The organism is Runella defluvii (assembly GCF_014195535.1).
Lineage (GTDB): Bacteria > Bacteroidota > Bacteroidia > Cytophagales > Spirosomataceae > Runella > Runella defluvii.
This window is the reverse complement of sequence record NZ_JACIBY010000010.1, coordinates 214,963-229,622: the sequence shown is the minus strand read 5'-3', so window position 1 is coordinate 229,622 and position 14,660 is coordinate 214,963. Positions and strand designations below refer to the sequence as shown.

Genomic DNA, 14,660 nt, shown 5'->3' with positions numbered 1-14,660 from the left:
GTCAACTAAGACCCGTTTGCTTTCGATAATTACTTTTTCTTGTTACGGTTGTTGTTGTTGTTGCGGTTTTTATTGCCGCCACCGTTTCCACCACGACGGTCACCACCTTCGCGGTCACCACCACCTCTACGACGGTCGCCACGCTCTCCGCCACGGTCATTTCCACCGCTACGTTCTGCTGCTGCTGCACCACCGCTGATTGGTGATAAGTCACGCTTTCCAAAGATTTCACCTTTGAAAACCCATACTTTGATTCCAATCTTTCCATAGACGGTCAAAGCTTCTGAGATAGCGTAATCGATATCAGCACGAAGTGTATGCAAAGGCACGCGACCTTCTTTGTACTCTTCGGTACGTGCCATTTCAGCACCGCCTAGACGACCTGAGACACGAACTTTGATACCTTGTGCTCCTACACGCATTGCCGAAGAAATTGCTTGCTTCATGGCACGACGATAAGAGATACGGTTTTCAAGTTGTTGAGCGATTGATTCACCTACCAATTTAGCATCAATTTCAGGACGCTTGATTTCGTAGATGTTGATTTGGATATCTTTACCCGTAATCTTTTTAAGCTCTTCTTTGATTTTATCTACCTCGTTTCCACCTTTACCGATTACGATACCTGGGCGAGCCGTGTGAATCGTAAGCGTAATGCGCTTCAAAGTACGTTCAATTACTACTTTAGAGATGGCGCCTTTTGGAATACGAGCGGAAATATATTTGCGGATCTGCTCATCTTCAATCAACTTGTCAGCAAACTCACGTCCGCCGTACCAGCTTGATTCCCAACCACGGACGATACCGAGTCGCAGACCTACAGGATTAACTTTCTGTCCCATTCGTTATTGAAAATTTTTAGGCTTCTTGTTGGATTAATTCTGCTGATGCATCATCTACCACAAGTGTAATGTGGTTTGAACGCTTACGAACGCGATAGGCACGGCCTTGAGGAGCCGGACGCAGACGCTTCAACATAGTACCGCCGTCAACGAATACTGTCTTTACATACAGTTCAGCGTCTTCAAGTTTAGTATCCTCGTTGAGCTGTTGCCAGTTAGCTACGGCTGACATCAAAACTTTTTTCAAAACCGGAGCGGCAGCCTGTGGCTGATACTGCAAAATCGCCAATGCGCGGCTCACTTTCTGGCCCCGAATCATGTCGGCTACTAACCGCATTTTACGAGGTGAAGTGGGTACGTTTCTTAATATAGCTCTTGCTTCCATTTTCTTTGTGACTATTACTATCGCTTACCTTTGTCCTTTTTGGCAATGTGCCCACGGAAATTGCGCGTAGGAGAGAATTCGCCCAACTTATGCCCAACCATGTTTTCGGTTACGTACACTGGGATAAACTTGTTTCCGTTGTGTACTGCAAAAGTGTGACCAATAAAATCTGGGGAGATTGTACTGCGTCTTGACCAAGTCTTGATTACTGATTTCTTGCCTGAATCATTCATGGCATCTACTTTAATTTGCAGACGGAAATCAATATATGGTCCTTTTTTTATCGAACGTCCCATTTATCTTCGATTATTTTTTACGTTTGCTAATAATCAAACGGTTAGAATACTTTTTCGGAGTACGGGTCTTTTTACCCTTCGCATATAAGCCCGTACGAGAACGTGGGTGACCACCTGACGCACGACCTTCACCACCACCCATTGGGTGATCGACTGGGTTCATCGCAACCCCACGTACACGTGGACGAATACCTAACCAACGCTTACGACCTGCCTTACCAAGGCTCACGTTCATGTGATCGGGGTTAGATACTGAACCTACCGTTGCCTTACATACTGCAAGAACCATCCGCATTTCGCTTGATGGCATACGCAATACTGCATATTTACCATCACGTGCTACTAACTGAGCGTAAGTTCCCGCACTACGAACGAGCTGACCTCCTTTGCCTGGGTGCAATTCCACGTTGTGGACAATTGTACCGATTGGCATCACAGCAAGCGGAAGAGCGTTTCCTACTTCTGGAGCTACTTCGCTTCCAGAGATAATTGTTTGTCCTACAGCAATTCCTTGTGGAGCAAGGATGTAGCGTTTTTCACCATCTTGGTACTCTACCAATGCGATACGAGCTGAACGGTTTGGATCGTATTCTACTGTCATTACAGTACCTGGTACGTCCAATTTATTACGCTTGAAATCGATGATACGGTACATGCGCTTGTGACCACCGCCAATGTAACGAGCAGTACGACGACCTTGGCTGTTACGTCCACCTGTCTTTTTGATAGGGGCTAACAAGCTTTTTTCTGGCTTGTCGGTCGTAATTTCGTCAAACGACGGAGCCGTACGGTAGCGCTGACCTGGAGTTGTTGGTTTGAGCTTAATGACTCCCATTGTTGTTGTTCAATTATTTGCTACTTCAACGGTTTATTAAACAATATCAGCGTAGATATCAATAATCTCGCCTGCTTTCAATGTCACAATGGCCTTTTTGTACGTTGAAGTAATACCACTAATGGCCTTACCGCGTGACATTCTTGTTTTCTTTCTACCAATCGAGCGCATTGTATCCACACTCGCTACTTTCACGCCGTACATCTTTTCGATGGCGTTGGCGATTTCAATTTTATTGGCAGTTTTTGTTACCTCAAATACATACTTGCCCAAGTTGCTAAGAGCAGTAGCTTTTTCGGTCAATATTGGTCGCTTAAGTACACTCATTGTCTTACTTGTTCAAGAGATTTTCTAACTTCGACACCGCTGTTTCACTGATTAACAACACCTCAGCATTCATAAGGTCGTATGTATTAACATCACCTGCTGTAGTGATATTTGTTTTAGGAATGTTACGTCCTGACAAATACACGTTGTTATTGTATTCTGGCAAAATAAGAAGTGTTTTCTTACCAGTAAGTGAAAGCGCGCTCAAAAACGAAAGGTATTGTTTTGTTTTTGGAGCATCAAACGTAAAGTCTTCTACTACCGAAATACCGTTTGCTTTAGCTTTCTGTGAAAGCACTGACTTACGCGCCAACGCTTTTACTTTTTTATTCAATTTGAAGCTATAATCGCGTGGTCTAGGACCGAATACACGGCCACCACCTACGAATACTGGCGACTTGATTGAACCCGCACGAGCTCCACCAGTTCCCTTTTGGCGCTTGATTTTTCTAGTTGAATAAGAAACCTCGGCACGCTCTTTTGACTTGTGAGTACCTTGACGTTGATTGGCCAAGTACTGTTTCACATCCAAATATACTACGTGCTCATTTGGCTCGATGCCGAACACTTCATCGGAAAGAGAGACTGTTTTACCAGTCGCTTGTCCTTTTATATTTAATACTGAAAGTTCCATTGTCTTGATTCGCCGTTGCGATTGATTACTTTTCAATGATTACAAACGAATTCTTCGCACCTGGCACTGAGCCACTGATAACGACGATATTCTGCCCAGGGATTACCTTCAACACTTTGAGGTTTTGAACCTTCACACGGTTGTTACCCATACGACCTGCCATGCGAATTCCTTTGAATACACGCGACGGAAACGAACAAGCCCCAATCGAACCTGGGTGACGTTGACGGTTGTGCTGACCGTGAGTTTGGCCTCCAACCCCACCAAAGCCATGACGCTTTACAACACCTTGAAAACCACGACCTTTGGCAGTTCCAACCACGTCCACAAAGTCTCCTTCAATAAAAACGTCAGCAACTTCCAACGTCTGACCCAAAGCAAGTTCTTGTGTGAACTCTTTGAACTCGACGAGCTTGCGCTTAGGAGTAGTTCCTGCTTTTTTGAAGTGACCCATGAGCGGCTGAGTCGTGTGTTTTTCTTTCTTCTCACCGAAACCGAGCTGAATAGCTTGGTATCCATCGGTTTCTTCGGTTTTTACTTGCGTTACAACACAAGGACCAGCTTCAATAACCGTACACGCCAGAGCCTGCCCGTCCGCATTGTACACGCTTGTCATTCCGATTTTTTTTCCTATTAAACCAGACATCTTTTTGATTTACAGCAGGTTATACAATTTATTTTACAAAATGGACTGCAAAGGTCAACATTATATTTTTGCATTCCAAATTAGCCTTCGTATTTATTTTCTAAAGACACAAAAAAAGTCAGATGATAGAACACCTGACTTCAGTTGCAACCAAATTAAAGCTAATAAACTAGCTAAATTTTTGCTTTGAACTCAGATGCGGTTTCCTTAATTCAGGACCTTCACCCAATGTATGTCTTGACTAGAAAATATACGTCTTTTGAAAAGGCTTGCAAAGGTCTTAATTATTGTTCAATATTACAATACATTGCAACAAAAAAGAAAAAATATTTTTTTGTTTTTGAGGCAGTTACGCCTTCTTTTCGCAAATTCTACCTAAATCCATATTAACTTTGGCATCATTTTCGTTATTGTCGCTGTAAACATACGAGGCTTAACCCGTAAAATATGACACAACTCCCTCTTCGATTGGCTAGTTTGTTGGTATGTGTGATTGGTTCTGTATCTGTTCTAGCCCAATCGTCCCGTAATTCTCACCTGTATCGTAATACTCCTGCTTTTGGCGTTGTAAAACTTAGTGTGGGAACTGGTATTTCCTATTACATGGGCGACATGCGCGCAAAAACTGATTTGCGCTTTATTCAACCTCACATTGCGGCGGCCATTACTTATCGGTTGGCCGAACGCTTTTCGGTACGCGGAGAAATTGACTTTTATCGTATTTCTGGAAAACAAGAAGGCGGGCCTATTTGGTACAATAATCTTTCGTTTCGTTCGGACAACCCTGCTGGGTATGTGGGACTACAAGCAGATTTGTTCCGTTATCACGATGAACGGGCAGTGAATCCTTATTTATTTGGTGGAATCGGAATCACTCGCATTACCCCTAAAGCACAGTACCAAGGAACTTGGCATAGCCTTGCACCGCTACAAACGGAAGGTGTTGCCTATAAACGCAATGTGCGCATTGGGGTCATCGGGATTGGTACCTCTTGGAAGTTCAACGAGCGTTGGAGTTTTGCCGTCGAGTTGAGTAATAACTACGCGAACTCCGACTATTTGGACGACGTCAGTACAGTTTATCCTAATCCGACAGGAATGTCTGAACTTGCACTCCAACTTTCTGATCGCCGCCCAGAGCTTGACCCTGCGACACTTCCAACAGGGTATCCTGTTAGAAATGAGGCAGGTGCGCAACGCGGAAACCCCAAAGTAAAAGATTCGTACGGTTTTTTATCTTTTCGGGCAGAATATCTCTTGGGAACCCAAGCCCGCCGTGCGGAGCGCCGCAAACTCAAGTGCTATTATTGACACCTCTCAAGGAACAAAGCTAGCAACAGCTTGATTTCGAGCGACAACATGCTGTTTCAACGATGGAAGCGCTGCCGTAAAGCTTGTCGTATTGGTAAGATTTGAATACGGTGCTTGTTCTTTCTCGGTGCCGTTTACGAATGGGGTAATCAGGTTTGTATTTTTATCAAAAAGCGCGTTCATTTTCGCGGTCGTAAAGACGTTATCGTTGAAGTCTTTCACGTACGTTTTGTATTTTTGATAATACACTGCATCGTCGGCAATGTACCGAATCAAGGGCCAAGAAGCCGCAACACCCGCCAAGGAAAGCTGGACTCTTGCATTACTGGTCAAGGCTTCGTTGTTATCCCACGGAATCCACGTTAGTTTTTTCGAGGAATGGTTGTATAGATAATGGTTGTGCGCCATGGCTCCGTACGTATCCCAATTGACCATGGTTGTGTTAACAGCTAACCATTTTATAAAGTGGTCAACGTTGAATACTTTTTCAAGATTAGTACGCCACTGGACTGGGTTTGACGTTCGGATAGGCGCATTAAGTGCCGTTATCGTCGCTTGAATATCACTCCAATCAGCCAAATCTTCGTTGTTTTTTTTCTCAAACTGAGTTTGATTAAAGGTCGTGAAGTTTGATTCTGGTTTATATACGTTCCCCTTATCTTCTCCAAACTGAGCCTTGAGCATTTCGTCTTCGATGGTTTCGAGCATGGTATAAACCCCGCAGTATTTTAGTCCTTCGCCAAAATCAATATAGACTTTGTAGAAGGCCGTTTGCGCCGCAGGAATTCCCGCCATTCGAAAAATATCAGCCGTTACTTTTTCTCGAATAAGTGAGTTGTCCTTAAAAGCAGGCGACATCGACAACTCCTTAAATCCATAAAACCGTTGGTCTAAAATTGCGGGATACTGGTCTTCAAATTCATCCATTTTTAACCGAAACGGTAATTTGTAGATACCCGCTCGCCAAATAGATGATAAGCTTGAGTTTCCTTTTAGTCGAAAACCTACTTTGTACCACTCTTTTCCGTTAAATTTCATCGAAACCGCCACATAACGCGGTTCGGTAGTTGTATTGACTCCACCACCTCCGCCACCAGTTCCCCCCACGCCAAAATCGGAACCTTTCAGTGTTTTCATATCGGCACGGATGGCCGTCCAGTCGTCTTTCGTCATCCTAATTTCTAACGAATTGACGTTATCTTGTGGGAAAACAACCGAATAGTTAGCATCGGCTTTCTTTCCGTGAGTTTCGTCCGTCCAATCGGACAATCCAGCATGGTCGGGCGTAGTTTCTTCTGGATTTTTACAGCTTACGATTATTCCTACCAAAAGGCTAACGACAACAAGTGCGTGAATAGGTTTCATACAAGCATCAAAGAGAAGGGTGTCAGAAATAGGGCTTAAGTTCAGCTAGTTAGTTTGGATTACGCTGACTTTTTCTGTTTTGATGCAAAATACTATTTATTCTTGCGGATTTCTTCTAAATCAATTTTTCTTTGCGCGCTTTTTCTATCGCTTCTGCCTTTGAATGAACCTCTAACTTCCAGTAAATATTTTTGATGTGAGTCCGAATCGTTTCTTTATCGACAAACAGCTCATCGGCAATGGTCGTGTAGCTTTTTCCTTGGGCAATTCGCTCTAACACCTCCGTTTCGCGGGCAGTTAGGGGCGATTGGTAATTTTTTTGGAAGGACGCAACCACCATTCGAGCGATATTGGTACTCATGGGCGCTCCGCCTTGGCGGATTTCTCGAATGGCGTCAATCAAACGACTTGGGGGCATATTTTTGGTCAAATAGCCTCCCGCTCCTGCACACAACGCCTTGAACACTAAACCATCGTTTTCATATACCGTCACGACGATGAGCTGGGTTTGGGGGCGGAGTTTTTTGGTACGTTCAATCCCTTCCACTCCTCCCATGCGAGGTAGTTCCAAATCCATCAAAACAACGTCGGGGCGGTCATTGGCTAGATTTTTGAGGTAATCTTCGCAGTTAGAATAGGCTCCTACCACCTCAAAATCAGGCGTCTGACTTAAAAGTGCCGCAAAGCCTTCTCGGATAATGTAGTCGTCTTCGACCAAACAAAGGCGTGTTTTTATCATGTTAAGTAACTGATTTTTAGTTTAATTATGCACAAGGCCGCTCAAATAAAACGACAAAACCTCCGTGTTTAGGCGAAGTGAGTGTCGCTACACCGCCAATTTTTTCGGCCCGCGTTTGAATATTCATCAAGCCATTTCCTGGTCGGCTTCGTTCTAAGTCCACGCCTCGGCCATTGTCTTGCCATTCGATGCGCAATAAGTCAGGAGTGGGGACAAACGAAAGGGTTGTTTCGGTCGCTTGAGCGTGTTTGAGGGTGTTGCTCATGGCTTCTTTGAACAAAAGCACCAAATGCCGACTTGCACCCGTAGGCAAATTGACGCCACGAAGCGCATCGTTTAATCCTTCTACGTTAAATCGTATTCCTGTTTTGTCAAAAACGTCGTCCCCAAAGTCTTTCAAACGAACCGCGATTTCATACAGGCTATCGTGTTCGGGGTTAATCGCCCAAATAAAATCTTTGGTTCCTTGGTACATCCGATTGGCATTGTCGCTGATTTTGGTCAACAACTCCCCTACTTCACCTCCCACTTGGCCATTCATTCGGTTTTTTACTAATTCGGTCAAGAGGGAAATCCGCGTGAGGGTATTTCCAAACTCATCGTGCAAATCTTGGGCAGCTAGTTTCCGAACGCGCTCGTTTTCCTCCAATTTCGCTCGCTCAAGGGCAAGCAGTTGTCGAACATGATTATCATACAGCAGTTTTGCCACTGCCGCCACCAATAGAAAAAGGAGTCCATAAAACCACCACGTTTTCCAAAAAGGCGGGGTAATCACCAGCGATAGTTGTAGGTAATCTCGGTCGTTCCACTTTCCTTCGTTATTGGCCGCCTTTACCCATAATTTATAGTTGCCAGGATTAAGATTAGTAAAATCGACAAAGCGGCGCGTGCCCGTATAGACCCAGTCCTTATCAAATCCTTCGAGACGGTATGCAAACTGATTGCTTGAAGGATTGGTATAGTCCAATGCTGCCCACTCAAAGGAGAAAAAGTTTTCGTCGTAGTCTAAACGAATGGGCTGACCGCTCGCAATGATGCTATCTAAATGAACAACTGGTTTTTCAAACTTTTTAAAAGAACGTAGCAAAATCCGTGGGAGGTGCTTGTTTATCACCAATTCATCGGGGCGAAAACTGAGCAACATTCCGTTTCCACCCACAAAAAACTCCCCATCGGGGCTGCGATGAAACCCTCCCGAATTGAACTCCAAGCCTCCCAAGCCATCTTGGCTGGTGTAGGTGCGAAATGTTTTCTTTTCAGGATTGAAGCGAATAAGCCCGCCGTTGGTCGTCAACCACAAATCCCCTGCTTTATCGCTCATGGCACCATAGACAAACGAATTGGTAAGGCCATTTTTTTCGGTAAAATGTTCAAACTCTACCTTTCCATCTTGGTGTTTTGCCAAGCTCAACCCCTTGGCTGAGCAAATCCAAACGCGCTGTTTGGCGTCCACGTGCACGTCCAAAATCATATTACTGATGAGCGACTTGGCATCGTTGGGGTTGTTTTGAAACAAACGTGCGTACTGAGTTGGGGAAGGCCAATAGATAAGTCCTTGCCGCATTCCAATCCACATTCCTCCTTTGGCGTCACGCTGAATCGTTCCTACTGATTCCAACTTTGCTTTGGTGGTCTTAGAAACAGGCAGCTCTTTCCACGTACGAACTTTTTTTTGCGGGTCAATTTGTGCCAAGTAGCCCCGCGTCCCGACCCAAACTTGTTGGCTTGGGTCTTCATAAATTCGCAACACCCACGGCTGATGACCTTCGTACAGTGGCAGATTAAACGTTTCAAATTGCTGCTGGGTATTGTCCAAATGAAACAACCCCGTGTTTCCTCCTACCCAAAAACTACCCTGTGTATCTTCCAAAGAGGTTTCGACGATGGTATTGGGGGGCGTTTTGTACGTTCGGATGTCGTGCGTTGCCCGATGAATACGGTACAAGCCAGAATAAGAACCCACCCACAGATGCCCTTTTTTATCGGTCGTTAACCCAAAAAACGTACGAGTAGCTGCCGATTCTTGGGTAAAAAGGCGTTCCCAATGCTTAAAAGTGTTTTTGGAACGACTGTATAATTGCACGCCCGCTTCGCGCGTTCCTATCCAAACAATATCTTCATCGGCCTCATTTCCCTCGTACAAACAAGTAATATGGCTACTTTTCAAACCATTGGTATCAAAAAAATCTTCGTCAAAAGCATCTAAAGGCACGTATTGCTGCTTATCCGCTTCATAGCGAAACCGATAGATGCCTTGGCCGCGCGTTCCGACCCACACAATGCCCAGGTGGTCGGTTATAAGCGAAGAAACGGATACCTTCGCAGGAAGTAAGGGGGTAATTTGAGCCAATAATGCTTTTTTCGCATCGTCAGGACTGCGTTTTGTTACCTTAAACTCCGTTTCATTGGTGGCCATAACCCACCAAGTCGTTTTTGTCTGAACCCAAATGGCCTTATTTTTATCTTCAATGATTTGTAAAATGACCGTTTTGAGCTGCGAACTACGTCGAAACGTCCCTTTGGCAAAATCATAGCAGTTGAGCCCCTTGGCAGTACCTACCCAAAAACGCTGTTTGGAGTCTTCGTGAAGCGTCGTGATAAAATCATCGGACAAGGAGGTAGAATCAAAAGGCGCTTGACGAAAGACCTGCACTCGCTGCCCATCGTAGCAATTGAGGCCATCTTGCGTCCCAAACCACATCAAACCACGGTGGTCTTGTAAAATACAGTGGACTTCATTTTGGCTTAATCCCTCGTTGGTTCCTAGGTGATTCCAAAAGTCAAAGCCAATCGGTGGCGCAGCGTTTGCCCAAGCCGCCCACATCCACATAAGCCCGATGAGTAGTTTCGTTTTCATACTTTCAAACAAAAGTATTGGTAACTGAGGGTTTACGCTTCCCCCAAAGTGGGTGAAATGTATTTTTGTCGTACCTTTGTATATTCAAAACGGATTTCATCAGAGTATCTGCTCTACATACCCCCTCGCAAGGCCAAACTTCTGATTATCTGCGGGGCTATGTAGTCATCAAAGAAACACAAAATACCAATGTTAGAACAGTTAGAAGCTATAAAAGAGCGTTTCGAAGAGGTCTCGCAACAAATTGTGCAGCCTGAGGTCGTTTCTGACCAAAAGCGCTTTTCAAAATTGAGCAAAGAATACAAAGACTTAGACAAAATCGTACAGAAGTACCAAGCGTACAAAAAAGTACTGAGCGACATCGAAGGCGCTAAAGACCTCGTTGCCAACGAAAGCGACGAAGAAATGCGCGATATGGCCAAAGCGGAATTGACAGAGCTTCAACCGCAAGCCGAAGAGCTTGAAGCAACGCTCAAAGATATGTTGATTCCTAAAGATCCCAACGACAGCCACAATATCATCCTTGAGGTGCGTGGTGGTACAGGTGGGGATGAAGCGGCGATTTTTGCGGGAGATTTGTTCCGCATGTATCAGCGTTTTTGTGACCGCATGGGCTGGAAAGTCGAAATCATGGACTTTACCGAAGGAAGTACGGGCGGCTACAAAGAAATTATTGCCAGTATCATCGGCGAAGACGTGTACGGTAAGCTCAAATTTGAATCAGGGGCACACCGCGTACAGCGCGTTCCTGTGACCGAATCGCAAGGACGGGTACACACTTCGGCGGCGACGGTAGCGGTATTGCCAGAAGTAGAAGACGTCGAAGAAGTAGAAATCAACCCTGCCGACATCGAAATCATCACTTCGCGTTCGGGAGGTGCAGGTGGACAGAACGTCAACAAGGTAGAAACCAAAGTACAACTTACCCACAAACCAACGGGCATCGTGGTGGTATGTCAGGTAGAACGTAGTCAACACGGTAACCGCGAGCGCGCCATGAACATGCTTCGTTCAAAACTATACGAAATGGAGTTGAAGAAGCAAAACGAAGCCGTTTCGTCGCAGCGTAAGTCGTTGGTCGGAAGTGGTGACCGTTCGGATAAAATTCGTACCTATAACTACCCCCAAAGCCGCGTGACAGACCACCGCATTGGTTACACCATTTACAACTTACCTGCCTTTATGGAAGGTGAAATTGGCGATTTTATTGAGCAACTTCGGATTGCCGACAATGCCGAACGCATGAAAGAAGGAATCACGGCATAACACGCTCACATTTATACCACCTGACAGCAGAAAATGCTGTCAGGTTTTTTTGTGCCACATCGTAGCGGGCATGACAGATTTTCGTTAGATTTCGTAGTTTTTGTTCCCTTTATCATCTTACCTTATCACATGGAAAAGCAAATTACCAAACATTACACCAATGGCGAAGTAACCGTTGTGTGGCAACCGCACCTCTGTGTTCACTCTGCCATTTGTTTTCGAGGGCTTCCTACCGTTTTCGACCCACGCAAACGCCCTTGGATAACAACTGAAGGTGGAAGCACTGTCGCTATTGTGGAGCAAATCCAGAAATGCCCTTCGGGGGCTTTATCTTATTTTATGAATACCCAAGTAGAAGAGCAAGAACCCGTAGAAGTAGAAACTGAAACCATCATCGAAATTCTTCCTAAAGGGCCTTTGTTGGTCTATGGCAACTTAAAGGTCAAAGACGCAGCAGGCAACGAAACCAAAAAATCACAAGTAACTGCTTTTTGCCGTTGTGGCCAATCGGGCAACAAGCCTTATTGCGATGGCTCACACGTCACGGCCAAATTTGAAGGATAAGTAAATAGTACATTCGACCTTTGTGAGCGTACCTTTCTAAAACCCGAATTATCTAATCTACCCCTATGAATTCACCTTCTACCGATTCTCGCCCCAAACGGTTACTGTCGCTCGATGCCTTGCGAGGCTTTGATATGTTCTGGATTGCGGGAGGCGAAAACATTTTTCATTCGCTGGCCGAAGCCACTGGCTGGACGGGAGCCATCTTAATGGCCGAACAGCTCTCACACCCCGAATGGAACGGCTTTCGAGCGTATGACCTTATTTTTCCTTTGTTCTTGTTTTTGGCGGGTGTTTCAACCCCTTTTTCACTTGGCCGCCGTATGGAGCAAGGTGCCGACCGCTCACAGTTGCTTCGCAAAATCATCCAACGCGGACTCACGCTCGTTTTGCTGGGTATTATTTATAACAATGGATTAGAGATTAAACCCTTGTCCGAAATGCGCTTCCCAAGTGTTTTGGCTCGGATTGGTTTGGCAGGGATGTTTGCCCAAATCATTTACCTTTATTTCAGCACAAAAGCGCAATACATTTGGTTTGTTTCGCTGTTGCTGGGCTATTGGGCCTTTGTGATGCTTGTCCCAGTGCCAGGTTGCGGAGCAGGTCACATGACGATGGAGTGTAATCCAGTGAGTTATCTTGATCACCTGATTATTCCAGGGCATTTGCACAAAGGCATCCACGACCCCGAAGGTTTGTTTTCTACCTTCCCTGCCATTGCTACGGGATTATTGGGAATTTTTGCGGGAAATTTACTCCACGCCGATGAACGCTCTACAAGCCGCCAACAAAAAACGCTTTATTTGTTTGTGGTAGGCATCGTATTTTTAGTGCTAGGAAAACTTTGGGATTACGTTTTTCCCATCAATAAAAACCTTTGGACGAGCTCGTTTGTGTTGTTTGTAGGTGGCTGGAGCCTCGTTTTATTATCCATTTTTTACTGGATTATTGACGTTCAAAACTGGAACCGTTGGGCGTGGGTACTAGCCGTTATTGGTATGAACTCCATCCTTATATATATGAGCGATAGTTTCTTCGATTTTCATTATACTTCGGAGCACTTGTTTGTAGGAATCGTCAAGTATTTCTCGGAACCCTTCCAGAAAGTATTTTATCACATCGGATTTGTCGTAGTCGAGTGGCTCGTTTTGTACTTCCTTTATAAGAAGAAAGTCTTTTTGAAAGTGTAGGTGCTAAAGCACAGTTAAGTAGCTAATCAAAAGTTTTTGAGTAATACAATGTAGCCTCGGTAGAGGCGCAACATTTGTAGTAGCAGCAGGAGTTTTTTTAAATTTTTGCTTCGGAGAAGCATAACAAAAGCCAACGAGTTATGCTTCTCCGAAGCAAAAGGATTCTAACTTTATGGGCGGATTACTACTACAAAGGTTTCGCTTCGCCGAAGCGAAATAAACAATTAATACACTAAAATTTATGCGCAACTACTTAACCCCAGCTTAAAAGCATGGGGTTAGAAATCCAAACCTTACTCTTGTTCCGATTTTTCGCGATTAGCCAATTGCCCACAGGCGGCATCAATGTCTTTACCTCGGCTGCGGCGTACGTTGACTACTACCCCTTTGTCTTCCAAAAACTTGGCAAACTGCGTCAGCTTATCGACCCCCGTGTTTTTGAAATCGGCTTCGGCAATAGGGTTGTATTCGATGATGTTTACTTTTGAAGGCACTTTTTTGGTGAACTCCCACAATTCTCTGGCATCCTGAATCGTATCGTTGAAATTGTGAAACACAATGTATTCAAACGTAATGCGATTTTGGGTTTTACGGTAAAAATGCTGCAACGCCTCCGCCAAGTTTTTCAACGAATTCGACTCATTGATGGGCATGATTTTGTTGCGCTTTTCATCGTTGGCCGCGTGAAGCGACAATGCCAAGTTAAACTTTACACCATCGTCACCTAGTTTGGTAATCATTTTGGCGATACCCGCCGTAGAAACCGTAATTCGTTTGGGCGACATTCCCAATCCATCGGGCGAAGTGATTTTTTCCACTGATTCGATTACATTGGCATAATTGAGCAGGGGTTCACCCATTCCCATATATACAATGTTCGACAAAGGAATTCCGTAGTTTTCCTTGGCTTGGCGGTCGATAGCCACCACTTGGTCGTACATTTCAGCCGCGTCGAGGTTACGTTTACGATCCATGTAGCCCGTCGCACAAAACTTACACGTCAGCGAACACCCTACTTGGCTCGACACACAGGCCGTCATACGGTCGTCGGCAGGAATCAAGACCCCTTCAATTAGATGGCTATCATGCAGTCGGAAGGCCGACTTGATGGTTCCGTCCGAGCTTTTTTGGGATTTGGCCGTTGCGATGGACTTTATTTCAAAATGGGTATCCAATAACTCCCTCGTTTTGAGCGAGAGGTTACTCATTTGTTCAAACGACGTGGCAGATTTTTTCCACAGCCATTCTGCAATTTGTTTAGCACGAAAACCTTGTTCCCCGTGGGCCGCTAACCAGTCTTTCAACTGTGCTACCGACAGTTTACGAATATCTTGCTTTTTTATGGTTGTTGTTTCTATCATGTTATAAAGACGACAGTTTGGCCATTGCGATGAGCCAAACTG

The 14,660-nt window shown here is 44.9% G+C and carries 15 protein-coding genes; 4 read left to right on the top strand and 11 right to left on the bottom strand.

Features of this window, described 5'->3' with window-relative positions; translation table 11 throughout:
• Nucleotides 1–29: 29 nt before the first annotated feature.
• The 7 genes from rpsC to rplC are packed head-to-tail and all read right to left on the bottom strand — an operon-like array spanning nt 30 to nt 3,965.
• Nucleotides 30–842 carry a 30S ribosomal protein S3 gene (gene rpsC / locus FHS57_RS21580; RefSeq protein ID WP_183977332.1) on the bottom strand — a complete coding sequence of 271 codons (813 nt, stop codon included), beginning with the start codon at nt 840–842 and terminating at the stop codon, nt 30–32.
• Nucleotides 843–858: 16 nt separating this feature from the next.
• Entirely contained in the window at nt 859–1,227 is a 369-nt protein-coding gene (rplV, locus tag FHS57_RS21575) for a 50S ribosomal protein L22 (RefSeq protein WP_051397943.1), read from the bottom strand.
• Between the two features lie 17 nt (nt 1,228–1,244).
• The gene (gene rpsS, locus FHS57_RS21570; protein WP_028523586.1) at nt 1,245–1,523 is read right to left on the bottom strand and encodes a 30S ribosomal protein S19; all 279 of its coding nucleotides are present in this window, start codon (nt 1,521–1,523) and stop codon (nt 1,245–1,247) included.
• Nucleotides 1,524–1,533: 10 nt separating this feature from the next.
• Nucleotides 1,534–2,358: a 50S ribosomal protein L2 gene (gene rplB, locus FHS57_RS21565; protein ID WP_028523585.1), complete on the bottom strand. Its 825-nt coding sequence runs from the start codon at nt 2,356–2,358 to the stop codon at nt 1,534–1,536.
• Nucleotides 2,359–2,394: 36 nt separating this feature from the next.
• Nucleotides 2,395–2,685 (bottom strand): 50S ribosomal protein L23, encoded by a 291-nt coding sequence (gene rplW / locus FHS57_RS21560; RefSeq protein ID WP_028523584.1) that lies wholly within the window; start codon nt 2,683–2,685, stop codon nt 2,395–2,397.
• A 4-nt stretch (nt 2,686–2,689) separates the two neighbouring features.
• A complete protein-coding gene (rplD, locus tag FHS57_RS21555; RefSeq protein ID WP_183977329.1) occupies nt 2,690–3,319 on the bottom strand; it encodes a 50S ribosomal protein L4 in 630 nt (209 codons plus the stop codon).
• Between the two features lie 25 nt (nt 3,320–3,344).
• Entirely contained in the window at nt 3,345–3,965 is a 621-nt protein-coding gene (rplC, locus tag FHS57_RS21550; protein ID WP_028523582.1) for a 50S ribosomal protein L3, read from the bottom strand.
• A gap of 447 nt (nt 3,966–4,412) precedes the next feature.
• Between rplC and FHS57_RS21545 the strand changes: the two genes are divergently transcribed.
• Complete coding sequence (locus tag FHS57_RS21545; RefSeq protein WP_183977327.1) at nt 4,413–5,276, top strand: outer membrane beta-barrel protein; 864 nt, start codon at nt 4,413–4,415, stop codon at nt 5,274–5,276.
• 6 nt (nt 5,277–5,282) lie between these two features.
• On the opposite strand, the gene FHS57_RS21540 is transcribed toward FHS57_RS21545, so the two are convergent.
• The 3 genes from FHS57_RS21540 to FHS57_RS21530 all read right to left on the bottom strand — a co-directional run bounded on the left by FHS57_RS21540 (nt 5,283) and on the right by FHS57_RS21530 (nt 10,237).
• A complete protein-coding gene (locus FHS57_RS21540) occupies nt 5,283–6,641 on the bottom strand; it encodes a CotH kinase family protein (protein WP_183977325.1) in 1,359 nt (452 codons plus the stop codon).
• 115 nt (nt 6,642–6,756) lie between these two features.
• The gene (locus FHS57_RS21535; RefSeq protein ID WP_183977323.1) at nt 6,757–7,380 is read right to left on the bottom strand and encodes a response regulator transcription factor; all 624 of its coding nucleotides are present in this window, start codon (nt 7,378–7,380) and stop codon (nt 6,757–6,759) included.
• Nucleotides 7,381–7,405: 25 nt separating this feature from the next.
• A complete protein-coding gene (locus tag FHS57_RS21530) occupies nt 7,406–10,237 on the bottom strand; it encodes a sensor histidine kinase (RefSeq protein ID WP_183977321.1) in 2,832 nt (943 codons plus the stop codon).
• Nucleotides 10,238–10,426: 189 nt separating this feature from the next.
• Between FHS57_RS21530 and prfA the strand changes: the two genes are divergently transcribed.
• The 3 genes from prfA to FHS57_RS21515 all read left to right on the top strand — a co-directional run bounded on the left by prfA (nt 10,427) and on the right by FHS57_RS21515 (nt 13,257).
• Nucleotides 10,427–11,503 carry a peptide chain release factor 1 gene (gene prfA / locus FHS57_RS21525; RefSeq protein ID WP_183977319.1) on the top strand — a complete coding sequence of 359 codons (1,077 nt, stop codon included), beginning with the start codon at nt 10,427–10,429 and terminating at the stop codon, nt 11,501–11,503.
• A 129-nt stretch (nt 11,504–11,632) separates the two neighbouring features.
• Nucleotides 11,633–12,067, top strand: coding sequence for a (4Fe-4S)-binding protein (locus tag FHS57_RS21520; protein ID WP_183977317.1), 435 nt, complete (start codon nt 11,633–11,635; stop codon nt 12,065–12,067).
• Between the two features lie 65 nt (nt 12,068–12,132).
• Entirely contained in the window at nt 12,133–13,257 is a 1,125-nt protein-coding gene (locus FHS57_RS21515) for an acyltransferase family protein (RefSeq protein ID WP_183977315.1), read from the top strand.
• Between the two features lie 293 nt (nt 13,258–13,550).
• On the opposite strand, the gene rlmN is transcribed toward FHS57_RS21515, so the two are convergent.
• Nucleotides 13,551–14,618, bottom strand: coding sequence for a dual-specificity RNA methyltransferase RlmN (rlmN, locus tag FHS57_RS21510; protein WP_183977313.1), 1,068 nt, complete (start codon nt 14,616–14,618; stop codon nt 13,551–13,553).
• Between the last annotated feature and the right edge of the window lie 42 nt (nt 14,619–14,660).